Annotated in this window: 23 protein-coding genes; 10 read left to right on the top strand and 13 right to left on the bottom strand. The window is 72.3% G+C overall.

Annotated elements, in window-relative coordinates; translation table 11 throughout:
• Positions 1-46 precede the first annotated feature (46 nt).
• The 3 genes from B1H19_RS36580 to B1H19_RS36570 form a co-directional block, all read right to left on the bottom strand.
• Positions 47-1,621, bottom strand: a complete 1,575-nt coding sequence (locus tag B1H19_RS36580; protein ID WP_237289718.1) for a N,N-dimethylformamidase beta subunit family domain-containing protein — start codon at positions 1,619-1,621, stop codon at positions 47-49.
• A 254-nt stretch (positions 1,622-1,875) separates the two neighbouring features.
• Positions 1,876-2,322, bottom strand: a complete 447-nt coding sequence (locus B1H19_RS36575) for a GNAT family N-acetyltransferase (protein WP_083109149.1) — start codon at positions 2,320-2,322, stop codon at positions 1,876-1,878.
• Positions 2,323-2,420: 98 nt separating this feature from the next.
• Positions 2,421-3,560, bottom strand: coding sequence for a DUF4185 domain-containing protein (locus B1H19_RS36570; protein ID WP_083109148.1), 1,140 nt, complete (start codon positions 3,558-3,560; stop codon positions 2,421-2,423).
• A 296-nt stretch (positions 3,561-3,856) separates the two neighbouring features.
• Here B1H19_RS36570 and B1H19_RS36565 point away from each other — a divergent pair, with 296 nt between their 5' ends.
• A complete protein-coding gene (locus tag B1H19_RS36565; protein WP_237289717.1) occupies positions 3,857-4,318 on the top strand; it encodes an ATP-binding protein in 462 nt (153 codons plus the stop codon).
• Positions 4,319-4,359: 41 nt separating this feature from the next.
• Here the strand turns inward: B1H19_RS36565 and B1H19_RS36560 are convergent, their stop codons facing one another.
• A complete protein-coding gene (locus B1H19_RS36560) occupies positions 4,360-4,842 on the bottom strand; it encodes a MarR family winged helix-turn-helix transcriptional regulator (protein ID WP_083109147.1) in 483 nt (160 codons plus the stop codon).
• A 112-nt stretch (positions 4,843-4,954) separates the two neighbouring features.
• On the opposite strand from B1H19_RS36560, the gene B1H19_RS36555 reads away from it, so the two are divergent.
• Positions 4,955-5,701 carry a dienelactone hydrolase family protein gene (locus tag B1H19_RS36555; RefSeq protein WP_083109146.1) on the top strand — a complete coding sequence of 249 codons (747 nt, stop codon included), beginning with the start codon at positions 4,955-4,957 and terminating at the stop codon, positions 5,699-5,701.
• On the opposite strand, the gene B1H19_RS36550 is transcribed toward B1H19_RS36555, so the two are convergent.
• The 3 genes from B1H19_RS36550 to B1H19_RS36540 all read right to left on the bottom strand — a co-directional run bounded on the left by B1H19_RS36550 (position 5,643) and on the right by B1H19_RS36540 (position 8,891).
• Entirely contained in the window at positions 5,643-6,434 is a 792-nt protein-coding gene (locus B1H19_RS36550) for a nucleoside/nucleotide kinase family protein (RefSeq protein ID WP_237289716.1), read from the bottom strand. The genes B1H19_RS36555 and B1H19_RS36550 overlap by 59 nt on opposite strands.
• A gap of 276 nt (positions 6,435-6,710) precedes the next feature.
• Complete coding sequence (locus B1H19_RS36545; protein WP_083109145.1) at positions 6,711-8,183, bottom strand: APC family permease; 1,473 nt, start codon at positions 8,181-8,183, stop codon at positions 6,711-6,713.
• An 81-nt stretch (positions 8,184-8,264) separates the two neighbouring features.
• A complete protein-coding gene (locus tag B1H19_RS36540; RefSeq protein ID WP_083109144.1) occupies positions 8,265-8,891 on the bottom strand; it encodes a YigZ family protein in 627 nt (208 codons plus the stop codon).
• Positions 8,892-9,141: 250 nt separating this feature from the next.
• On the opposite strand from B1H19_RS36540, the gene B1H19_RS36535 reads away from it, so the two are divergent.
• From B1H19_RS36535 to B1H19_RS36525, 3 genes are all read left to right on the top strand, one after another.
• Positions 9,142-9,933 carry a type VII secretion system-associated protein gene (locus B1H19_RS36535; protein WP_083109143.1) on the top strand — a complete coding sequence of 264 codons (792 nt, stop codon included), beginning with the start codon at positions 9,142-9,144 and terminating at the stop codon, positions 9,931-9,933.
• Positions 9,934-10,089: 156 nt separating this feature from the next.
• A complete protein-coding gene (locus B1H19_RS36530) occupies positions 10,090-10,497 on the top strand; it encodes a CoA-binding protein (protein ID WP_083109142.1) in 408 nt (135 codons plus the stop codon).
• 42 nt (positions 10,498-10,539) lie between these two features.
• A complete protein-coding gene (locus tag B1H19_RS36525) occupies positions 10,540-11,067 on the top strand; it encodes a GNAT family N-acetyltransferase (protein ID WP_083109141.1) in 528 nt (175 codons plus the stop codon).
• Here the strand turns inward: B1H19_RS36525 and B1H19_RS36520 are convergent.
• Together B1H19_RS36520 and B1H19_RS36515 are read right to left on the bottom strand one after the other, a co-directional pair.
• Positions 11,033-11,593: a YbaK/EbsC family protein gene (locus B1H19_RS36520; protein ID WP_083109140.1), complete on the bottom strand. Its 561-nt coding sequence runs from the start codon at positions 11,591-11,593 to the stop codon at positions 11,033-11,035. The two genes, B1H19_RS36525 and B1H19_RS36520, sit on opposite strands and share 35 nt — an antisense overlap.
• A 55-nt stretch (positions 11,594-11,648) precedes the next feature.
• The gene (locus B1H19_RS36515) at positions 11,649-12,221 is read right to left on the bottom strand and encodes a helix-turn-helix domain-containing protein (RefSeq protein ID WP_083109139.1); all 573 of its coding nucleotides are present in this window, start codon (positions 12,219-12,221) and stop codon (positions 11,649-11,651) included.
• Between the two features lie 137 nt (positions 12,222-12,358).
• On the opposite strand from B1H19_RS36515, the gene B1H19_RS36510 reads away from it, so the two are divergent.
• On the top strand, positions 12,359-13,228 hold the full coding sequence (locus B1H19_RS36510; RefSeq protein WP_083109138.1) for a DMT family transporter: 870 nt from the start codon (positions 12,359-12,361) through the stop codon (positions 13,226-13,228).
• 52 nt (positions 13,229-13,280) lie between these two features.
• Here B1H19_RS36510 and B1H19_RS36505 read toward each other — a convergent pair whose 3' ends face one another.
• Complete coding sequence (locus tag B1H19_RS36505; RefSeq protein WP_418361497.1) at positions 13,281-14,063, bottom strand: acyltransferase; 783 nt, start codon at positions 14,061-14,063, stop codon at positions 13,281-13,283.
• A 137-nt stretch (positions 14,064-14,200) separates the two neighbouring features.
• Between B1H19_RS36505 and B1H19_RS36500 the strand changes: the two genes are divergently transcribed.
• The 3 genes from B1H19_RS36500 (at position 14,201) to B1H19_RS36490 (ending at position 17,304) form a co-directional block, all read left to right on the top strand.
• Positions 14,201-14,758 (top strand): gamma carbonic anhydrase family protein, encoded by a 558-nt coding sequence (locus B1H19_RS36500; protein WP_083109137.1) that lies wholly within the window; start codon positions 14,201-14,203, stop codon positions 14,756-14,758.
• Between the two features lie 137 nt (positions 14,759-14,895).
• Positions 14,896-16,956, top strand: coding sequence for an ATP-binding protein (locus B1H19_RS36495; protein WP_083109136.1), 2,061 nt, complete (start codon positions 14,896-14,898; stop codon positions 16,954-16,956).
• 117 nt (positions 16,957-17,073) lie between these two features.
• The gene (locus tag B1H19_RS36490; protein ID WP_203237295.1) at positions 17,074-17,304 is read left to right on the top strand and encodes a hypothetical protein; all 231 of its coding nucleotides are present in this window, start codon (positions 17,074-17,076) and stop codon (positions 17,302-17,304) included.
• Between the two features lie 62 nt (positions 17,305-17,366).
• Here the strand turns inward: B1H19_RS36490 and B1H19_RS36485 are convergent, their stop codons facing one another.
• Together B1H19_RS36485 and B1H19_RS36480 are read right to left on the bottom strand one after the other, a co-directional pair.
• On the bottom strand, positions 17,367-18,014 hold the full coding sequence (locus tag B1H19_RS36485; RefSeq protein ID WP_083109135.1) for a DedA family protein: 648 nt from the start codon (positions 18,012-18,014) through the stop codon (positions 17,367-17,369).
• 238 nt (positions 18,015-18,252) lie between these two features.
• A complete protein-coding gene (locus B1H19_RS36480; protein WP_083109134.1) occupies positions 18,253-18,708 on the bottom strand; it encodes a DUF4442 domain-containing protein in 456 nt (151 codons plus the stop codon).
• A gap of 168 nt (positions 18,709-18,876) precedes the next feature.
• Here B1H19_RS36480 and B1H19_RS36475 point away from each other — a divergent pair, with 168 nt between their 5' ends.
• Positions 18,877-20,202 (top strand): MFS transporter, encoded by a 1,326-nt coding sequence (locus B1H19_RS36475; RefSeq protein WP_107426281.1) that lies wholly within the window; start codon positions 18,877-18,879, stop codon positions 20,200-20,202.
• On the opposite strand, the gene B1H19_RS36470 is transcribed toward B1H19_RS36475, so the two are convergent.
• Positions 20,189-21,070 carry a spermidine synthase gene (locus B1H19_RS36470; RefSeq protein WP_083110101.1) on the bottom strand — a complete coding sequence of 294 codons (882 nt, stop codon included), beginning with the start codon at positions 21,068-21,070 and terminating at the stop codon, positions 20,189-20,191. The genes B1H19_RS36475 and B1H19_RS36470 overlap by 14 nt on opposite strands.
• Positions 21,071-21,173 lie beyond the last annotated feature (103 nt).

Raw genomic sequence — 21,173 nt, 5'->3', positions numbered from 1 at the left:
TCGGTTTGTCGCCTGTGTCGGGAGTCACAGGACTGTGATGGTCGCGTCAAGTCCCGTACACCTCCGGCACATTGTGCCGCGGCAGGGGCCGGGACGTGGCGGCCGGGCCCTCGGCGAAGGCGTGCAGCAGGTTCTCGGTGGTGCGGGTGACGAACGCGCGGGCGCGGGTGTCCATCCCGTGCGCGCGGCCATCGTCCCCGGTCCCCGCCATCAGGGCCTCGACCCAGCGCATCGTCCCGGAGGAGAACACCCCGGCGCCGCTGGGCACGGTGTAGTACGCGGAGTCCGCATGGCTGTGGCGCCCCGCGCAGACCAGCGGCGAGTGGGCGAGTATCTCCAGCGGCCTGGGGGTGGGCGCCTCGGGGGTGACCCGGTCGTACTCCACCCCGACGAGATGGTCGAAGGACGCGCCGCTGCGGACACCGGTGCCGGCGAAGAGCCAGTGGTCCGCCCGGTGGACGACGTAGGGGGCGTCGGTGGGATAGCCCTCGTAGAAGACGCCGGTCAGGGACGATTCGGGGTCGGCGGCGGGCGGCTGGCGGAAGTCGTGGGTGGGCAGCGCACGGTGGCGGGCGAAGGACGGGTCGTCCTGGTAGGCGGTCTTGTAGCAGGCCACGGTGCGCAGCGCCCCGGAGGGCCCGGGCTCGGGCCGGATGCGGCGGAAGCAGGCGTTGGCGCCGAGGAAGGCCAGGTTGGTGCCGGTGTCGCGGGCCCGGGTGACGTGGTCGCGCTGCTGCGGGGTCCAGTACTCGTCGTGGCCGAGGGATATCGCCGCGGTGGCGCCGTGCAGCGCCGCCGGGTCCCGGTGGACGTCGAGGCCGGTGGTGTAGGCGAGGGGGAGGCCGAGGCGTTCGGCGAGGACGACCACGGCGCGTTCGTACACGAGGAACTTCCCGGCGCCCTCCTCGTCGTAGGGCCGGTCGAAGCTGACGGCCAGCGAACGTGCCGGGTAGCCGCCGTTCTCGCCCTGGTAGAGGTTGTAGCCGCCCCACAGGTTGTACGCCTGCCAGGTCGCGACGGCGTGCATCAGGACGGTCCGGCCTGCGGCGCTCGCGGAGCGGACGATCAGGGGGACGTACCGCTGGTGCCCGCTGTCCGCGTCCAGCCGGAGCAGATACGCGCCGGGCGGCCAGCCGGTGGTGCGCACCGCGAGGCTGCGCTGCCAGTCGGCCCGTACGGTCCGGGTGCCGGGCAGTAGCCGTGGGCGGCACTGGCGGCGCCCGGCCACCCGTTCCGAACGCCAGACGAGCCGGGCCTGGGCGCCGCCGTACCAGCCGACGCGGTAGGCCAGGACGCGAAAGGCGGGCGCGGTGGTCGAGACGTACAGCCCGAACTCCTCATCCGGCCGGACGCTCACCTGGTCGGCGTAGCCCTCGACGGCATCGGGCGGCCCCGTCGACCGGATCCGCCAGTCGGGGCTCCCGGGCCGGGCCCGTTCCGCGGCCAGGTCGGCGCCGACGCCGTGCGCGGTACCGGGCCGCTTGCCGGGGCGGCCGTCGCAACCGACGGCCACCCCGATGGCTATGCCCGCGGCCCCGGCCGCCGCGGCCTCGAGAAAGTGCCGGCGCCGGAGCCTGCCTTCCCCGCTCTCGCCGTCCGTCCTGCCGTTTTCGTCGCGCATCGCACGCTCCCGGGTGCCGCCGTCCGTCGTCCCCCTTCGTCCCTCCCGTCGACACGATCATCCGTGGCGACGGCAGAACGGACGACCGCAGAGGGCCGAATGCGGGTACCGCGACCGGGCGAGCCGAGCCGGCCGCCACCAGCCGCCGCACGTCCTGCGGCACCTCGGCCTCCCCGGACCGCCACAGCACCTGCTGGGCCTCTCTCCGGTCCGCCTACATCTGACGGGCCGTCAACTTTCCGCCCGATCGCGGCTCATGACGCTCCTGCCGTCGGTTCCGGGCTCAGGATCATCATGCTTGCCGGGTTCGGGAGGGAGGTGAAGCCCACCTTCGAGTAGACCTCGTGCGCGTCGCGCGTGGCGAGCAGGACGCGTGGGAGCCCGTAGGGAGCAAGGTGGTCGCGAACGGCGCCGACCATCCATGTGCCGAGGCCCTTGCCGCGGTGCGCAGGAGCCACGTAGACATCGCACAGCCAGCCGAAGGTCGCCCCGTCGGTGACGACCCGCGCATAGGCGACCTGGGCCCCGGCGGCGTCATGGACGGCGAAGTTGAGAGAGCCGCGCACCGACCGCTCGACCGTTTCCCGGCTGCGGCCGAGCGCCCAGTAGGCGTCGGTCGAGAGCCAGCGGTGCACCAGGACGACGTCGAGGCGGTCCGGGTCCGTGGAGAGTTCGTAGCCGTCTTCCCTGTGTTTGATCACGATGCGAGAGCGTAGCGAGGCTGATTGGTTTTTCCAAGCGAATACTTGGAAAAACCAATCAGCCTCATCCGGGGGCGGCGCCCACCTCACCGCCCGACTCAGGACAGCATGTTGATCTTGTACTGCATGACCCGGTAGTTCCACGGGTCGTACCACTGGCTGACGGCGATGTGGAAGTTGCCGAACGTCGAGCCGGGGATGACGAATCCGCCGTACGGGCTGGCGACGAGGTTGGCCACCTCCTGCCCCGGGGCGCAGGGCAGGATCATCGTCTGCTCCAGCGTCCGGGTCAGGTCCGAGGTCGGCAGCGGGAAGACCATCGCCCGGATCGACAGCGGGTTCATGTTCAGCCAGGTCAGGACGTATTTGCCGTCCATGGCGCGGAAGCAGATCTCGCCCCACTTGCGGGTGCCGAAGACGGTCGTCGGCGCGGGCGCGTTCCACCGCCAGTCGCCGTCGGCGTAGCCCCAGGGCTCGTAGGCGTCCGGGTTGCCGAGGCTGTCCTTCCGCACCCGGTGCAGCAACATCCCCGATTCCACCTCGCGGTTGAAGACCGTCGACAGGACGTAGCAGTAGTCGCCCTCGGCCACCGCGTAGGTCTTCTGCTGGAACTGACCGCCGTGCAGGTCACCGGGCCACTGGCACAGGTACTCCCAGGTCTCGCCGTTGTCGGTGGAGCGCCAGAAGTCCGTGTGGTGGGTGTCGTAGATGACGCCGCGCATGAGGTGCATGTACATGACGCCGTCGACGACGAACACATCGGACGGGATCGCCGTCGTGGCCTTGTCCCCGACCGGGGTGTGCGGCTCGTCGACGAGGCTGCGGGCATGGTCGCCGCCGACGCTGCCGTCGATCCGCAGGTTGTTCAGGTCCGCGCTGCTGGAGCGCAGGCCGACCGGGGCGCGCCAGTCGTCGGCGGGTTCGCCGTCGTGCGGTACGTGGTCGCCGTTGAAGGTGTCGCCGCCGACGAACAGCATGGTGCCGTTCGGGCACAGCACGGGGATGCCGAGGTCGGTCCAGGGCGCGGCCACCGAACCGGTCTCGGCCGGGCCGGTCAGGTTCTTCACCTTGGTCGCGAGCGTCGGACTGGTGGGGTCGTTCGGCCCGCCGGCCATCGCCACCTCGGCACTCGAAGCGACGACCCCCGCCCCCATGGCGACGCCGATGCCGATCTTGAGGAGCTTACGGCGGGAGTACCCGCCCGTCGTCGCGCCCTGCTCGTCCGAGGGACGTGTCATCCTGAGTGCCTTTCAGAGTCGGCTCGCTCGTGAGCCCTTCGGCAGGTCTCCCTGCATCGGACGGCGTCGACGCTAATTCCGGCCGATGAAATGGCGCTGACATGTCGATGACCTCGCTGGTGGGCCTGCCGGGACCCTTCTCATCCGTTCACCTCCGTTCTCATCCGTCCGCGCGGAATAACGCAACGTGACAGGGGTAGATGGCCGCTGCGACCGGCTCGGACATCGCGCGGCAGGTCAACGGCAGTGCCGGGTGGCACCGCCCGACGGGAAGCGCGAGAAGGGAATGACGCTTCGTGAACAGCATCTGGGCGACGCACCTGAGGAACGGCAGCACGGCGCTTCGTCCGTACCCGTCACCGCCGACGTATGAGGTGACGCTGGAGAGCTGCCCGCGGGCCGCGGCCAGGGCGCGGGAGGCCGCGGCGGAGTTCCTGGCGGATCTGCGGCCCGCGGCGCATCGGGAGGCCGCCGACACGGTGGCACTGGTGGTCTCCGAACTCGTCACCAACTCCGTACGGCATGCGGGCGGCGCCACCTGCTCCCTGCGGCTGGCGGTGTGCGGGGATGCGGTGATGGTGTCCGTGGCCGACGGGAATTCCGCGCCGCCCGTGGGGCGCAATCCGGACGTCGACGGGGAGGGCGGCGGTTTCGGATGGCCGATGGTGCGACGGCTGGCACTGGCCACGTCCGTGTGTGTGACGCCGCAGGGCAAGACCGTGCATGCGCTGCTGCCGTGCCGCGTCCAGTGCCCGTAGGCGCGGGCAGGGGCAGGCCGGGCCGGATGACGCCACGCGGCTCAGGAGTTCCGGGTGTGGTGGTCCAGCAGGCGAGTGAGCAGCCGCACGAACTGGTCGCGTTCGGCCGGGCTCAGCGGCGCGAGCAGTTCGTCATGGAGGTCGTCCAGGACCTTGTCGAGGCGGCGCAGGTGGCGGCGGCCTCGGGCGGAGATGGTGATGATGTTGCGGCGCCGGTCGTCGGGATCCGGTGCCCGCTCGACGAGGTCACGCTCGGCCAGTTCGTTGAGCACGCCGACCATGTCGCTGCGGTAGATGCCGGAGCGCTGACTCAGCTCCGCCTGGCTTCCCGGCCCGTACTCCTCCAGTGAGGCGAGCACGGCGTAGTGCCACTTGCGGGCGTCGACCCGTGCCAGCCCCTCGGTGATCAGCCGGCCCGATCGCATGGTCAGCTGCGACAGCAGTCGACTGGCCCGCCGACGCAGCCGCTCGGGCGTCTTGAGCGCTCCGTCGTCGGGCAGGTCCGCGGCTTCGGCTCTGGTCATGGCTGACATCCCACTCGTTGCGTTAGTCCGACTAACGATATACGTTCACTTCTGCCGACACCGTTAGTGCGACTAACGTTAGTCGAGCGAACTCCAGGAAGGACGTTCCGCCATTCCCACCAGAACATTGCAGATTCCCACCCCTGACGGTCAGTCCGACGCGTTCGCCGCCTTCCCCGACGGCGGCGAGCGGCACCCGGGGGTGCTGATGTACGCGGACGCCCTCGGCATCCGGCCCGTGGTACGGGAGCTGGCCCGCGAACTGGCCGGGCACGGCTACTACGTGCTCGTCCCCAACTTCCTCTACCGGCACGGCCCGACACCGGTGGTCGAGCTTCCCGAGTACATCGGAGAAGAGGCCCGGCCCGCGGTCATCGCCCAGCTGATGCCCTTGATCAAAGCGCATAGCGCCGAACGCATCCGGAGCGATGCCGACGCCTACCTCAGGTTCCTCACCGGCCAACCCGAGGTCGGCGCCGGACCGGTCGCGGTCACCGGCTACTGCATCGGCGGCCTCCTGGCGCTGCACACCGCCGCGGCCCACCCCGGCCAGGTCGCCGCCGTCGCCGGATTCCACGGCCCCGTGGTCGCCGACGGGCCCGACGGCCTGCACGGCTTCCTCTCCAAGATCACCGCCCGGGTCCACCTCGGCCATGCCGAAACCGACCTGACGCCCGAGGCCCTCGGCGAGCTCAACCAGGCCCTGGACGCCGCGGGGGTCGACCACACCTCCGAGATCTACCCGGGCACCGTCCATGGCTTCACCATGTCCGACACCGACGCCTTCAGCGCCTCCGGGCTCAAGCGCCACTGGGACCGTCTGCTCCCCCTCCTGGACGGCACCCTGGCCCACGGCTGACGCACCGGCTCGGTGTCACGACCTGCGGACGCGCGAACACCGAGTTGTCGATGACCACATCCATCATCGGCAACGGGTCGACTTCCTGAAGATAGATGCGCTCGGCCACCAGATACCTGTTGCGGTGGATCGACTCCGCTTCCGGTCCGGCCCAGTCCTGGTCGCGCTCGGCACCCCGCTGAACGGACAGTTCCGCATCCACCTGCAACCAGACGCGGAAGTCCCAGTACTCATCGATCTCGGGGCGGAAGGCGAAGACGCCGTCCACGATCAGCACCGCGTCCGCCCCGAGCGGCGTCACTTCGGATGAGCGATCTCGCTGGGTCAGAGGGTCGATGCTGCACAGCGCACAGGTGGTCGCTCCCGATGACCGGCAGGGATCCAGCAGCAGGCGCTTGACCGCCTCATAGTCATACGCGTTGCGGTAGTACCCCTCACCGGACTCCCGGTCATAGAGGTGCCGATCCCTCCACGGCTTCTTGAAGTCGTCGAGAGTCGCCCGGAGCACCGGCCGCCCCGCAGCACTGATCCACTCGGCCAGTTCATGTCCGAAGCTCGTCTTCCCGGCAGCGGTGAAGCCGTCGACCCCCACGAGCAGGCGACCCTGACCGAGCGCCATGATCCGCTTGGCGATCCCCTCGACCAGCGTGCTGCGCGCTGCGGAGGCCGCCGGCGGACAGGGCTGCCGCCAGGACGAAGCCGAATGACGCACGTCCGCCTGTGGTGATCTCACGGGGTGAACCTATCGGCTGCGCCAACGGCCGGGAAGACCACGCGTCGGCCTGTCAACTGCCCGTGCTTCAGCGTTCGATGGGAAGGAGAGCACCAGCTCGTTTCACCGTGCGGATGACGGGGGCCGTCTCCATCGTGTGGATCGCATGCAACGAGGCGGTCCTCTCGGTCAGGCAGGATCGGCTCATTGCCCCTTTGACGCGAAGCGGGGCCACACCCCAGGTGTGGTCATGCACGGCCGGGCAGCCGTCCGCGCAGGAGGCTGACGGCCTGGGCTTCAGACGGGCTCGGCCTCAGGTGCGGTCTCGGGCGGCGGCTCCGCCGGGCCGCCGCCCGGGTACGCCTCGCTCATCCGCCGGGGCCCGAACGGCCATTCCCGCTCGTGTCGCGCCCACAGCCCAAAGGCCACCAGGCCCCCCGCGACCCAGGCCAGCGACCAGGCGATGGGGTGTCTGCCCGGCGCAGCGCGGTCCGCGAAGCCGTAGATCACCAGCCAGCCGGTCAGCGCCACCAGGCTCGGCAGCGGGTAGAGCCACATCCGGTACGGGCGGTGCAGCCCCGGACGCCTGCGGCGCAGCACGGTGACCGCGGCCACCTGGGCCAGCGCCTGGACGAGCACCATGACGGCGGTCAGCAGCTGGATGACGGTGGCCAGGTCGGTGTGCCGGCCGAGCAGGAAGCCCGCCGCCATGAGGACGCCCATGGTCAGCAGGCCCAGGACGGGGAAGCGGTGGCGCGGGTGGAGCGTGCCGTACGCCCGGAAGAAGACCCGGTCGCGGGCGGCGTTGTAGGGGATGCGGGAGCCGCCGAGCAGTCCGGTGAGGACCGAGGCGACGGCGGTGACCAGGATGAGCACCGTGACGGCGTCGGCGGGGCCCCTGCCCCAGGCTTTCTCCAGGACGGCGGAGGCCACCGACGAGGAGGCCACACTGTTCGGGTCGAGCATCTCCCGCCAGTCGACGACGCCCAAGGTGCCGATCTGGAGCAGCAGATAGATCGCCATGATGCCGAGGATCGAGAGGAGGACGGCGCGCGGGATGGTGCGTCCAGGTCGTCGGATCTCGGCACCCATGTAGGCGACGGTGTTGTAGCCGAGGTAGTCGTAGATGCCGATGGTCAGGCCCGCGGCGAAGCCGGTCCAGAAGTGCGCCGAGGTCGGCTCGACGGCGTGCGCGGGGTAGGTGAAGGCGCGCTCGGGGCTGAAGTGGGTGAAGGCGGCGGTGATGACGAGGACGACGGAGGCGATCATCACCGTCCACAGCACGACGGTGAGTTTGGCGATGCCCTCCACCCGCCGCCACAGCAGGACGACGATGCCCGCGGTGACGGCGAGTCCGACGGCATCGCCCGCGCCCCGGCTCATGTCCGGCCACAGATACCCCAGGTACTGCACGAAACCGATGACTCCGGTGGACATCCCGAGGGGGATGAACAGCATGGCCGTCCAGACGAACAGAAACGGCATCAGCTTGCCGGTGCGGTACTGGAATGCCTCCCGCAGATAGAGGTAGCTGCCGCCGGCACCCGGCAGGGCGGCGCCCAGTTCGGCCCAGATCAGCCCGTCGGCGAGCGCCAGGACCGCGCCCGCGAGGAATCCGATGACGGCCTGCGGCCCGCCGAACGCCGCCACCATCAAGGGGATGGTGACGAAGGGACCGATGCCGCACATCTGGCTCATGTTGAGGGCGGTGGCCTGGAAGAGTCCGATGCGGCGGACGAATTCCCCTCGTCCGCCGGGGAGTTCAGGCATATGCGGGACCTTTCCCTCGCCGGCTGGCGGCCCCGTACGGTCTGCCGGTGCCTCCTCCCCCGCCCTCCGACAGTTCCCCGGTCAGAGGTCCCCGTATGCCTCCCCGCCGACCTCCACCACCGCCGTCCCGGCCGTCGCATCGGCGAGCCAGCCGCGGAAGGCGTCCAGATCGGCCTCGGGCAGCCCGACCTCGATCCGCACATCGGCCCCGTACGTCACCTCGCGCACCGCGCGCCCCGTCGTACGCAGATCGTTCTCCACCCGGCCGGCCCGCTGGTGGTCGACGCGGACGGTGACCAGCCGGAAGCGTTGGCGGGTGACCGTGCCCAGCGCGTCCAGCGCCTCGCCGACGACGCCTCCGTAAGCGCGGATCAGCCCGCCCGCACCGAGCTTGACGCCGCCGAAGTACCGCGTGACCACGGCGACCACATAACGCACCTCGCGCCGCACCAGCATCTGGAGCATCGGCACCCCCGCGGTGCCGCCCGGCTCGCCGTCGTCGCTGGCCTTCTGGACGCCGCCGTCGGCGCCGAGGACATACGCCCAGCAGTGGTGCCGAGCACCGGGGTGCTCCTTGCGGATGCGCGCGATGAAGTCCTGGGCCTCGGCCTCGTCGGCCACCGGCGCGAGCGCGGCGATGAAGCGGGACTTGTTGATCTCGATCTCATGGACGCCCTCGCCCGCGAGCGTGCGGTACTGCTCCTGCATCCGGCCAGCCTATGCCGCCCCTGTGACACGGACACCGGCCGGTCCCGCGGCCCCTCGCCCCTCGCCGCGCTGCGCTGTCCGCCGTACGGGCGCACGGCACACGGCCAGGCGGCGTACCCCAGGGGTCCGTGCGGTGCGTCGGGAAGACGTCCGCGCCGCCCCGTGGGCAGGGTGAGGCCCGGGCGACGGCCTTGTGTCTGCGGGGTCCGCCCGTGCACTCAGAACCGACGGCGGGTTGGCGGAGGGCTTCATGGACAACAGCACACAGGCGGCGATGACGGCGGGCGAGCCCGTGACGGGCGAGGACATGCCCGAGCCGCCGCCGGAGGTCGTCGAGGCGGCACGCAACGCACCCGACCACTGGCTGGCCATGGTCGATCTGACCTGGCAGGGCGAGGGGGCGCCGCCCCTGTGGGCGCTGATCGGCCAGTGGCGGTCGGGCCCGACCGGCGAGATCGAGGAGTGGCGGGACAACCCCGAGTACCGGCCCTCGCCGCAGGCCCTGGACTGGGCCGAGCCGTCCGATGCCGTCGACCGCGCGGTGCAGCTGGCGGCCACGGGCTACGGCCCGGCCGAGGACGTCCATACGACGCTGGCCCGCGCGGAGGTCTCCGTCCTGGTCACCGCCACCGGCACGCCGCTGGCCGCGGCCTCCCCGGAGGGCACCCCGGTGATCCCCGTCTACACCTCCGCCGCCTATCTGGAATCGGTCGGCCGGCTGCTCTACGACCGGCGTCCGGTGGGCGAGCTGGTCGACGCGCTGCCGCCCGGGCACGCGCTGTACCTGAACCCGACCGGGCCGGTGAGCATGCTGGTCGAGACCGAACCGCTGCGGGCCGCCATCGCGGCGGCCGGAACCGGTGGCGCCGCCGGGCAGCAGACGGACGAGGCCCGCGAGGCGGCGATCGTCAGCGCGCTGCGTCCGGGCACGGCGGCTGCCGGCATCGAGCCGGTGACCGGCGGCCCGGCCATCGGCAAACCGGCCCGCACCGCCCCCGGCACCAGCGTCGTCGGCGCCGGCGCGGCCGGTGGCACCACCTGACCCCGCCCCGTAAAGACCCGCCCCGCCCGTCTTCCCCTTCGGGCGGGGCGTTCGGGTATCCGCGTCCCGTGCGGTGCACGGGGCGACCAGGCGGGGAATCACTGCGGCCCGCCGCCTGTTGTCCTACTGCGAAGTCTTGGACCACAGGAGGCGGCCATGCACGACGACCCGGCGACGATCCGCAGGATCCTTACCGAGCTCGGGGACACCTGGGCCATCGTGGGGCTGTCCTCGAACCGGCAGCGGGCCGCATACGGTGTCGCGCAGGTGCTCCAGCGCTACGGCAAGCGGATCGTCCCCGTGCACCCGAAGGCCGAGACGGTACACGGGGAAACGGGCTACCCGTCCCTCGACGCCATCCCCTTCGGGGTCGATGTGGTCGACACCTTCGTGAACAGCGACCTCGCCGGAGCCGTCGCCGACGAAGCCGTCACCATCGGCGCCCGGGCGGTGTGGTTCCAGCTGGGTGTCATCGACGACGACGCCTACGCCCGCACCCGCGCCGCCGGGCTCGCCATGGTCATGAACCGCTGCCCCGCCATCGAGATACCACTGCTCGGCTGACCCTCCGTCGGGGCCGGGGACCGACTGCGTTAGCGTCCATACATGATCACGCCACGTGCCGCCGTGCCCGAGGACGCCGCCGAGCTCGTCCGGCTGCGTCGCCTGATGTTCCTCGCCATGAACGGGCAGGATGAGCCCGGGAGTTGGGAGCGCACCGCCGAGGCGGTGGCGCGCCGTCAGCTGGCGGGGCCGGACGGGCCGCTGGTGGCCTTCGTGGTCGACGGCGAGGGGGCCGGGGCGCCGCATCTGGCGGCGTGTGCGGTCGGGCGGATAGAGGAGCGGCTGCCCGCGCCCGGACACCCGTCGGGCCTCTTCGGCTTCGTCTTCAACGTCTGTACGGACCCGCGCTACCGCAGCCGGGGCCATGCGCGCGCCACGACGGAGGCGCTGCTGGCCCACTTCGCCGAGCGGGGCGTCACCCGGGTCGATCTGCATGCCACGGACGAGGCCGAACCGCTCTACCGCAGCCTCGGTTTCCGCGAGCACTCCATACCGCTGTCGCTGGACCTGCGCTCCCGTACGGGCGCCGGGTCCGTCACGCGACGACGCCCAGGCCCTCCAGCACCGTGACGCCGGGCAGTTCGGCCAGCGCCTTGCCCGGCACGATGAGCTTGCCCCGGCGGCCGCCGCTGCCGATCAGCACGTAGGGGGTATCGGCGACGGCGGCGTCCACCAGCACCGGCCAGCCGACGGGCAGGCCGATCGGGGTGATACCGCCGTACTCCATCCCGCTGCCGCCGACCGCGGTGTCCATCGGCGCGAACGACGCCTTGCGGGCACCCAGTTGGCGGCGAACGGTGCCATTGACGTCGACCCGGGTGTGCGAGAGGACCAGACACGCGGCCAGGGTGACCTCGCCGCCGCGCTTGCCCGCCACCACGACGCAGTTCGCCGACTGCTCCACCAGCCAGGAGCCGTAATGCGCAACGAGCAGCTCCGTGTCCGCGATGGCCGGATCGGTGTCCACGTAGCGCAGCTCCCGCACCGGGACGGATCCACCCCAGCCGCGGATCGCCGCGGCCACCGGCTCGACCAGCAGGTCCAGGCACTCGGCGGCGGGTCGGACATCGTCGAAAGCATCCATCGGGGTGGCCATAACAGCCAAGCTAGCAGGGGCGGGACGGCCGCCCTCGGGTCGCCGCCACGTCCCGTCACCGCCCCAGTGGGATGACCACCGACATCGTCATCTCGACCGGCTCCGCCCCGTCATTGCGGTAGCCGTGCGCCACCTTGGCCTCAAAGGTCGCCGAGGCCCCGGCCGCCACCTCGTACTCCTCGCCCTCCACTTCGAGCGTCAACGTCCCGGACCGCACATGGATCAGCTCGACGCTGCCCGGAGGGTGCGGATCCGAGGCGCTGCGGTCGCCGGGCATCAGCCGCCAGTCCCACAGCTCGAAGGGGCCGGGCGCCTCGGTGCCGACCAGGAGGACGGTATGGCTGCCGGCCTCGGTGGACCACAGCCGTACGGTCTCCTCCGGTGCGACGATCCGCACCTGCGGGCCCTGTTCGTAGTCGAGGAGCGTGGTGATGCTGACGCCCAGCGCGTCGGCGATCTTGACGGTGGTGCCCACGCTCGGGTTCGTACGGGCCTGCTCAATCTGGATGATCATGCCGCGGCTGACTCCGGCCCGCGCCGCCAGGGCGTCGAGGGTGTAGCCGCGTTCGGCGCGCCAGTGCTTGAGGTTGCGGGCGAGCGACTGCGTGAGCTGATCGAGATCCGTCACGGTCCGTCCAGGTCGAGGTCCATCGAGGTGCACCCGAGGCGCCCTCGCGGTCAAATATATTCGATTCTCTAGTTCATTTTTATGAACTACTGTGTGGTGCACTTCAGCGTCCACGTCACTGTACTGCGAGGTTTCCCATGACTGCGGTCTTCGCCCTGGCCACCAGCCTCCTGTGGGGGCTCGCCGACTTCGGCGGCGGGCTGCTCACCCGACGGCTGCATGCGCTGACCGTCGTGGTGGTCTCGCAGGCCCTGGCCGCCCTGGTCCTGGGCGCCATCGTGGTGACCACCGGCGGCTGGCGGGAGGCGGGCCCGCAGCTGTGGTTCGCGGTCGCGGCCGGTGTCGTGGGGCCCGCCGCCATGCTCTGCTTCTACCGCGCCCTGGCGCTCGGCCCGATGGGCGTGGTCTCCCCGCTCGCCTCCCTGGGCACCGTCCTGGTCCCGCTCGGCGTCGGCATCGTGGCGGGCGAACGGCCGGGCCTGATCCAGGTCGCGGGCATGATCGTGGCCGTGATCGGCGTCCTGCTGGCGGGCGGCCCACGGCTCGACGGCGCGTCGGTGGCGCGCCAGACCATCGCCCTGACGCTGGTCTCGGCGCTGGGCTTCGGCGCGGTGATGTCCCTGATCGCCGAGGCGTCCACGACCGTGACCGGCCTGTTCCTCGCGCTGTTCGTCCAGCGGGTGTGCAATGTCGCGGTGGGCGGCGCCGCCCTGTACGCGACGGTCCGGCGCGGCACCCCCGCGCTGCCCGAAGGCGGATTCGCGGCGCTGCGCGGCACGCTGCCCGCCCTCGCCTTCGTCGGCATCGCCGATGTCGCCGCGAACGGCACCTACGCCCTGGCCGCACAGAGCGGCCCGGTCACCGTCGCGGCCGTGCTCGCCTCGCTCTACCCCGTCGTCACCACGCTCGCCGCGCTCGGCGTCCTCAAGGAACGGATGCGCGCGGTCCAGACGGCGGGCGCCTCGCTGGCCCTGGTGGGGACGGTGCTGCTCGCCTCAAGGGGATGACGGGCGATCAGGGGGACGGCGGGCGGCGACGAGGCGGGCGGCCCGGCACGCCTCACGACGCCCCGGACGCCCCTTCCGCCGCGGTGGCGGCCTCCTCCGGCTCCCACCCCTTCAGCGCCACCAGCTGTTCGGGCGTGACGCCCTCGGGGACCGGCACCGGCGTCGGCGTACGCAGCGGCGGCTGCCAGCCCGCCTCGGGATCCCAGGAGCGGACGATCTTGGCCGGCGCACCCGCGACGACGGCGTGGTCCGGGATGTCGCCGCGCACCACGGCCCCGGCCGCGACCACCACGTTCCGGCCCAGCCGCGCGCCGGGCAGGATGACCGCCCCGGTGCCGATCCAGCTGCCGGAGCCGATGCTGACCGGCTCGGTGCGCGGCCACTGCTTGCCGACCGGCACCTCGGGATCGTCGTAGCTGTGGTTGGTGGTGGTGACGTACACCCCGGGGCCGAAGAAGCAGTCATCGCCGATCGTCAGCCGGACATCGGCGATCACATGGCTGCCCCGTCCCAGGACGACGCCGTTACCGAGGGTGAGGATGGGGTCGGGACCGAGATCGAGGTCCGGCATCATGCCCGCCGTCAGGGTCACGTCCTGGGCGATGATGCAGTGCTCGCCGATCTCGATCCACGGGTCGCCGAAGACGGTCCCCTGCGGGAAGGCGAGCCGGGCGCCGGCGCCGATGCGGCGGAAGCGGTACGGGCCGGGGCGCTCGGCCGTGACGGCGGCGGTCTGCCGCACCCAGTGCACGCCCCGGTGGACGGCGCGCGAAACGGCCCGGCGCCGCCAGGCAGCGAGGGATGAGAACACGTTCTGGTGTGACGGCACCCGCACACCGTACTCAGCGCTCCGCGCGACCGGCCGCGCCCCGCGCTGTGATCTTCGCCCCACCGCCGGCCGCCCCCGCCCACCAGTGCGGACGTCGTCTACGGTGCTGTTGGCGCGGCACGGCACTGGTGAGGAGAGACGACATGGCAGGACGGGCGTTGCCCTCCGGCACTTGCGGGGCGTTGATTTCAGGGGTCGCCGGCGCGGAGCCGGCGATCGATCCGGCGGCCTACACCGCGCCCACGTCCGTCGTGGTCGGCGAGGTGACGATGGCTCCCGGGGCGAGCGTCTGGTACCACGCGGTGCTGCGCGCCGACTGCGGTCCGATCGTGCTGGGCGCGGACAGCAACATCCAGGACAACTGCACGGTCCATGTGGACCCCGGCTTCCCCGTGACCGTCGGCGAACGGGTCTCCGTCGGCCACAACGCCGTACTGCACGGCTGCACGGTCGAGGACGACGTCCTGGTCGGCATGGGTGCCACGGTCCTCAACGGAGCGCACATCGGGGCCGGTTCGCTGGTCGCGGCGCAGGCGCTGGTCCCGCAGGGCATGCGGGTGCCGCCGGGTTCGCTGGTCGCCGGCGTGCCGGCGAAGGTCAGGCGCGAACTGACCGACGAGGAGCGCGAGACGATCAAGCTCAATGCCGCGATGTATCTGCATCTGGCGGCGCAGCACCGCGCGTCGGTCCGGGAGGACTGACGGCGGCGGCGTCAAACACCCCCGCCGCATTTCCCCCGATAGAGAGGGGAAGTGGTCTGTTTACCCGTCGGTCGGTTCTGGCATCGTTGGTTGCCCATAGGGACGGCGCGGCGCTGTGCCGTGGACGGGAATGACGGATGAGCGTGTGGGCCGATCGCCGGCCACTGCCCGAGGTGGTGGGCCGGGCCGTTGAGCACGAGCAGGTGTCCGGGCTGCTGGACGACTCCTGTCTGGTGACGATCACCGGGGCCGCGGGGGTGGGCAAGAGCGTGCTGGCCCGCGCGGTGCTGGACGAGCGCCTCGCGCGGCAGGGCGGCACGGTCGTCCGGGTCGGCTGCTGGGACGGCCTGGCCGAGGGCGGTCTGACGGGCGCTCTGGCCGAGGCCGCGGGTCTGCCCGCCACCGCCCTCCCCCAAGCTCTCAAGGAGCAGGGAGGCACCCCCGTCACCGGCGCGCGGACCGTCGCCCGCGGCGCCTCGCACCCGTACGAACCGCCGCGCCCCCGCCCCCGTCCGACCGGCTCCGCCACCGTCGCGGCGCTCGCGGCCCACTGCGCCGAGCAGCGCGCGACCCTGCTGCTGGACGACTGCGATCCGCTGCTCGACGAGTGCGCGCAGCTGGTACGGCGGCTGCTGCGGGCCGAACCGACGCTGCGGGTCGTGGCGACGTCCCGGCGCGCGCTGGGGCTGCCCGTGGAACGGGTCGTCGAGATCCCGCCGCTGCCGGTGACGCTGGGCGAGGGGATCGCGGGGCCGGCCGTCGAACTGCTCGCCACGCGCGCCGAGTCGGCCGCGCCCGAGCTGCTGGTCGCGGTGTGCGAGGCCCTGGAGGGCTCGCCGCTGGCCATCGCCCTGGCCGCCCGGCAGCTGGACCGGATGTCGCTGTCGCAGCTCGCCGCGCAGGTCGCCGCGGACGGCCCGCTCTCGTACTCGGGCCCGGCGCCGACCGCGCGGCACACCTCGCTCTACGCGGCACACGCCGCCGGCTACGCCCTCTGCTCGCCCACCGACCGGCGGGTGTGGGCGCGGCTCTCGGTGCTCCCCGGGGACTTCGATCCCTGGCTTGCGGGGTGCGTCTGTGCCAGCAGTGACGTTCCTTCACCGGAGATCGACGCGTCGCTCGAACGGCTGCGGCGGGCATCGGTACTGGAACGCGTACGGGAGGGGAACGGCGCCCCGTCGGACGCCCGGACCGCGCTGCCGCCGCGCTATCGACTCCCGCGCGGCGCCCGGGACTTCGGACGGGCCCAGCTGCGCGAGGCCGGCGAGGAATCCGCGGCGCTGCGCCGCTTCCGGCAGGCGTGTGCGGCGCTCGCGGCGGAGGCGCAGATCGCCTGGCAGGGGCCCGACCAGCAGATCGCCGTATGCCTGGTGGAGGACGAACAGCACAACCTGGACGCGGCGTTGACCCGGCCGCCGCAGGACGCGGACGATGCGCTCAGCGCCCTGGAGATCGCCGTTTCCCTGTGGTTCCAGTGGGGTGCGTGCGGCTACCGCCGCGAGGGCCGGGCGCATCTCGACCGGCTGCTGCTGCTCTCCCGGGGCGACACCCCGCTGCGCGCCCGCGCGCTGTGGCTGGCCGGCTGGCTCGCCGCGCAGGAGCATGCGCCCGGCGCCGCGGAGACGCTGCTGGAACAGGCATGGGCGGCCGCCGTGATGCATGCGGACGCCGACGGGCTGGCCCGGATCGCGCATGCGCACGGTGTGCTGGCGCTCTATCGGGAGGACACCGGGGCCGCGGTGTCCTGCTTCGAGGAGGCGTCCGAACACCGGTCGAGGGATGCGTGGTTCGGCCCAGGGCCCGCGCACAGCCGGGCGCTGCTCGCCATCGCGCTGTCGACGGTGGACGCCGAGGCCGCCCGGGACGCCGCCCGCCACGCCTGGGAGTCCCGGCGCTCCGACGGCGACTTCTGGCTGTACTCCACCGTCCTGTACGCCCGCGCCCTCACCGAACGCGCCCATGGACGACCGGACGCGGCCCTGCGGGCCTGCCGCAAGGCGCTGGCGGCCAAGAAGCTCGTCGGGGACCCGCTGTTCATCGCGGGCGCCCGCCATCTGCTCGACGGTCTGCGCCACGAGGTACGCGCGGCACGCAAGGGCGCTCCGGCACCGGCCGACGGCGGCACCACCCGGTGGTGGCAGCGCGGCGGCGCGGCCCGCACGGCCCCGTTCTTCTCACGGCTGCGGACGGGTTCTTAGAGCGGGGCTCCACGGGCAGGTTCCCGAAGCGGGGACCACCCCGGCCTCGTCACACCACGTGACCACCCGGCCGCGCTCGGGATGCGGGGACGCCGCGCCGCCCCCACCCTGGAGACCATGAAACGTGCCCCGGAGCGCGCGGCGCGCGCCCCCGTGATCGTGCACCCGCCCTGCACCGGCGGGCGCCGCGTCACGCTCTACGGCCAGGACCTGGGCCGCGCCCTGCGCCGCGGCGACGTGGCCGCCTATCTGCGCCGGGCGGGGTTCGTCACGGCGGAGTTCGCCTGGGACGACACCGGCCTCATCGAATGGCGCGAGGGCGGCCCCGATGTGTGGTCGACGCCCTGACGGGAAAACGCCGCCGGCCCGGTAGCGAGCGCGCTACCGGGCCGGCACTGTCCGATGTCCCGTCAGTCGACCGCCGCCGGAACCGGCTCCTTCGCCTCCCGCTCGGCCGCCGCCTTCTTCGCGCGGCGCTTCATGACCAGGAAGGAGCCGAGCCCGAAGAGCAGGGCGGCGACCAGACCCAGCCACGAGAAGCGCTGCAGCCACGATTCGGCGACCAGGCCGACGCTGTAGATGAGCGCGGTGGTGCCGCCGGCCCAGACGATGCCGCCGAGGACGTTGGCGATCAGGAACTTCCAGTACGGCATCTTCAGCACGCCGGAGAGCGGCCCGGCGAAGATGCGCAGCAGGGCGATGAAGCGGCCGACGAACACGGCCCACATGCCCCACTTCTCGAACTTCTCCTCCGCCATGGCGACATGATCGGGACCGAAGTGCTTGGGGAACTTCCGGCCCGCCCAGTCCAGCAGCGGCTGGCCCCCCTTGCGCCCGATCAGATACCCGATGGAGTCGCCGATGATCGCGCCGGCGGACGCGCAGGCGCCCAGCCAGAACGGGTTGATGTGGTCCGTGGTCGCGGCGAGGATCGCCGCGCTGACGAGAACGATTTCACCGGGCAGCGGAATGCCCAGGCTTTCCACCCCGATGACCACCCCCACCAGGAGGTAGACGCTCACGGCCGGTACGGTCTCGAGCCACTCCTGGATATGCAAAGCAGCTTCCTCCACTTGATGTCGGGCCCCCGTGGGCCGCCGCCCGGCTCCGCTTGTGCCGCCGGGCCGGTCATTACCCTGGCACGCCGTATCGGCACGCCCCGGAAGCGTACTCGATCGGCCGCCACGGACGCCGGACGACGACGGCCCGCCGTGCACTGCACGACGGGCCGCGAAGCCGGGCTCCGACTCCCTTATGGCGCGCTTACTTACGCCCTACTCACGCCTCGCTTATGCCTCACTTATGAGGCCGCAGGGTCCACACAATGGTCATCTCGCCGGTGACCGCGCCGTCCTCGCGGGTGATCGTCACCGTCACCGGGAACTCCGGCCGCTCACCGGCATCCAGGTCGGCGACCACCTCGGCCACCGGCCGGCCGAGCTCCGCGGTCGCGGTGACCGGGCCCATGGCGAGCTTCTTGTAGCCGATCTCGGCCCGTACGGCCAGCGGCACCGCGCGCCCGAGCTGATCGCCGAAGGCCGTCATCACGATCGCGCCGCTCGCCGACTCGGCGAGGGTGAACATCGCTCCGGCGTGCGGACCGCCGACATGGTTGTGGAAGTCGGACTGGTCCGGCATACGGACCACGGCGCGCTCGGCGGTGGTCTCGGTGAACTCGAGGTTCAGGGTGCGCACCATCGGCACGGACGCCGACATCATTTCGCCGATCGACGGCAGGGTCTCAGAGGACATGGCGGCATGTTACCTGTCGGTAGCTTCGCTTGGGAAGGGCCGCGCGGCGCCCGCCCCGGGGGCCGCGCGCGGGTCGGCGTCCCCGCCGCAAAAACCCGTACCCGACCCGGCCACCCCCCGCATATCGTCGGCACCCATGCGACCAGGACGACACCGCGCGGTGTCTCGATGACCGTCCGTCCGGCATGGGCCGGGCGCAACTTCCTGCTGCTCACCGGGGCCACGGTGATCTCGAACCTCGGCAGCTCCGGCGCGCAGATCGCGACCGCCTTCGCGGTGCTCGCGGCCCACGGTTCGGCCACCGACGTCGGCCTGGTGGCCGCCGCCCGTACGCTCCCGCTCGTCCTCTTCCTCCTCATCGGCGGCGCGGTCGCCGACCGGCTCCCCCGCCATCGCGTCATGGTTGCCGCCAACGTCCTCAACTGCGCCTCCCAGGGCCTGTTCGCGCTGCTCGTACTGACCGGGCAGCCGCCGCTGTGGCAGATGGCCGCGCTGGCGGCGCTCGGCGGCACCGGGCAGGCGTTCTTCGCCCCGGCCTCCGAGGGCATGGTGCTCGCCAGCGTCTCCGGGGAACACTCCGGGCGCGCCTTCGCCGTCTTCCGCATGGGCATGAACGGCGCGAACATCGGCGGCGCCGCGCTGGGCGGCGCGCTGGTCGCCGCCGTCGGCCCCGGCTGGGTGCTGGCGATCGACTCGGCCGCCTTCGCCCTGGCGGCCGCGTTGCGGGCGTTCCTCGATGCCGGCGGGGTGGCCGAGCGGGCCCCCGGCGGCGGGATGCTGCGTGATCTGCGCGACGGCTGGCGCGAGGTCGCCTCGCGGACCTGGCTGTGGGCGATAGTGCTGCAGTTCTCCCTCGTCAACGCGATGATCGTCGCCGCCGAATCGGTCTACGGGCCGCTGGTCGCCAAGGAACAGCTGGGCGGCGCCCGGCCGTGGGGGCTGGCGATGGCCGCATTCGGCGTGGGCACGGTGGGCGGCGCGCTGCTGATGACCCGCTACAAGCCCCGCCGCATCCTGCTGACCGGCACGCTCTGCGTCTTCCCGCTCGCCCTGCCCTCCGCGGCGCTCGCCGTGCCCCTCCCGGCGGCCGGACTCACCGCCGTCATGTTCGGCACCGGGATCGCGGTCGAGGTCTTCTCGGTCGCCTGGATGATGGCGCTCCACCAGGAGATCCCCGAAGAGAAGTTCTCCCGTGTCTCTTCCTACGACTGGTTCGGCTCCCTGGTCGGCGTCCCGGTGGCGTCCGCACTGGCGGGCCCCGTCCAAGACCTGATCGGACGAACGGCCGCACTCTGGGGCTGCTCCGCGCTGATCGCCCTGCTCACGGCGGCGGTGCTGTGCGTACGCGACGTACGGGCGCTCACCCGCCGTGACCGTGCCCCCGCCCGGGATCCGCACCGTCCGGAAGGGGCGGCGGCGCACGAGGCTCCCGGGCACCAAGGAGACGACGCCCCTCGGCCGACCCAGGCACCGCCCCCAGTCAGCCGAGGCTGAAGGCCCCCGAGGGCGGTTCCGGCGACGGCACCGCATCGGCGTCGCGTACGGGCTCCGCTCCCGCGATCAGCCGCCGCAGCGCCGCGCCGTGCTCGACCCGCGCCGGGAACGCGTCGCCGGCCACCCGCCGGGTCAGCGCCGCCAGCGGCAGCTCCGCGGGGGAGGCGAGCAGGATCGCGTTGCCGAAGCGGCGGCCGCGCAGGACCGAGGGTTCGGCGATCACCGCCAGGTGGGGCAACACCGCGGCGAAATTGGCGAGTTGGCCGCGCAGAAAGTCGAAGGGCGCGCCGTCGGCGAGGTTGGCGGCGTAGAGGCCGTGCGGTCGCAGCGCCCGGGCGGCGGCCCGTGCGTATTCGACCGAGGTGAGGTGGGCGGGGACCCGGGAACCGCCGAAAACGTCCGCCACGATGACATCGGCGCTGCCCTCCGGCGCCTCCTCCAGCGCCGTACGGGCGTCCTGGGCATGCACCTCGATGCCGGAGCCGGCGGGCAGCGGCAGATGTTCCGCCACCAGGGCGAGCAGGCCGCGGTCGGCTTCAATCACGTGCTGCCGGGAGCCCGGGCGGGTGGCGGCCAGGTAGCGGGGCAGGGTCAGGGCGCCGCCGCCCAGGTGGAGCGCGTCGAGGGGTTCCCCCGGGGCGGCGGCCACATCCAGGGCGTGCGCCAGCCTGCGGACGTACTCGAACTCCAGGTGGGCGGGCGCGTCGAGGTCGACGTACGACTGCGGGGCGCCGTCCACCGTCAGCAGCCACGCGCGGCAGCGGTCGACGTCGGGCAGCAGCTTGGCGGTGCCGTGGTCCACGAGGCGGGTGACGGGGACGGGGTCGGGGTCGGCCTGGCGGTGAGCGTCGGGGTCGGCGTCGGATATCGGGCGGGCTGACGCGTCCGTCGGGCCGGTTGGTTTGTCCACCGTTCCATTGTGCCGGGCGGGACGGGGGCGGAGCGGACGGGCGGGCGGGCCGCGCTTGAGC

It is taken from the genome of Streptomyces gilvosporeus (assembly GCF_002082195.1).
GTDB classification, from domain to species: domain Bacteria; phylum Actinomycetota; class Actinomycetes; order Streptomycetales; family Streptomycetaceae; genus Streptomyces; species Streptomyces gilvosporeus.
The sequence above is the reverse complement of the archived record's forward strand: the minus strand, read 5'-3'. Positions and strand labels throughout refer to the sequence as shown.

What these genes read in the sequence shown, in the direction of transcription:
- B1H19_RS36480 (WP_083109134.1), bottom strand. Translation starts at nt 18,708, where the DNA reads ATGTCCTCTGAGACCCTGCCGTCGATCGGCGAAATGATGTCGGCGTCC.
- B1H19_RS36475 (WP_107426281.1), top strand. Translation starts at nt 18,877, where the DNA reads ATGACCGTCCGTCCGGCATGGGCCGGGCGCAACTTCCTGCTGCTCACC.
- B1H19_RS36525 (WP_083109141.1), top strand. Translation starts at nt 10,540, where the DNA reads ATGATCACGCCACGTGCCGCCGTGCCCGAGGACGCCGCCGAGCTCGTC.
- B1H19_RS36560 (WP_083109147.1), bottom strand. Translation starts at nt 4,842, where the DNA reads ATGACCAGAGCCGAAGCCGCGGACCTGCCCGACGACGGAGCGCTCAAG.
- B1H19_RS36570 (WP_083109148.1), bottom strand. Translation starts at nt 3,560, where the DNA reads ATGACACGTCCCTCGGACGAGCAGGGCGCGACGACGGGCGGGTACTCC.
- B1H19_RS36495 (WP_083109136.1), top strand. Translation starts at nt 14,896, where the DNA reads ATGAGCGTGTGGGCCGATCGCCGGCCACTGCCCGAGGTGGTGGGCCGG.
- B1H19_RS36580 (WP_237289718.1), bottom strand. Translation starts at nt 1,621, where the DNA reads ATGCGCGACGAAAACGGCAGGACGGACGGCGAGAGCGGGGAAGGCAGG.
- B1H19_RS36510 (WP_083109138.1), top strand. Translation starts at nt 12,359, where the DNA reads ATGACTGCGGTCTTCGCCCTGGCCACCAGCCTCCTGTGGGGGCTCGCC.
- B1H19_RS36540 (WP_083109144.1), bottom strand. Translation starts at nt 8,891, where the DNA reads ATGCAGGAGCAGTACCGCACGCTCGCGGGCGAGGGCGTCCATGAGATC.
- B1H19_RS36530 (WP_083109142.1), top strand. Translation starts at nt 10,090, where the DNA reads ATGCACGACGACCCGGCGACGATCCGCAGGATCCTTACCGAGCTCGGG.
- B1H19_RS36490 (WP_203237295.1), top strand. Translation starts at nt 17,074, where the DNA reads ATGAAACGTGCCCCGGAGCGCGCGGCGCGCGCCCCCGTGATCGTGCAC.
- B1H19_RS36520 (WP_083109140.1), bottom strand. Translation starts at nt 11,593, where the DNA reads ATGGCCACCCCGATGGATGCTTTCGACGATGTCCGACCCGCCGCCGAG.
- B1H19_RS36500 (WP_083109137.1), top strand. Translation starts at nt 14,201, where the DNA reads ATGGCAGGACGGGCGTTGCCCTCCGGCACTTGCGGGGCGTTGATTTCA.
- B1H19_RS36545 (WP_083109145.1), bottom strand. Translation starts at nt 8,183, where the DNA reads ATGCCTGAACTCCCCGGCGGACGAGGGGAATTCGTCCGCCGCATCGGA.
- B1H19_RS36535 (WP_083109143.1), top strand. Translation starts at nt 9,142, where the DNA reads ATGGACAACAGCACACAGGCGGCGATGACGGCGGGCGAGCCCGTGACG.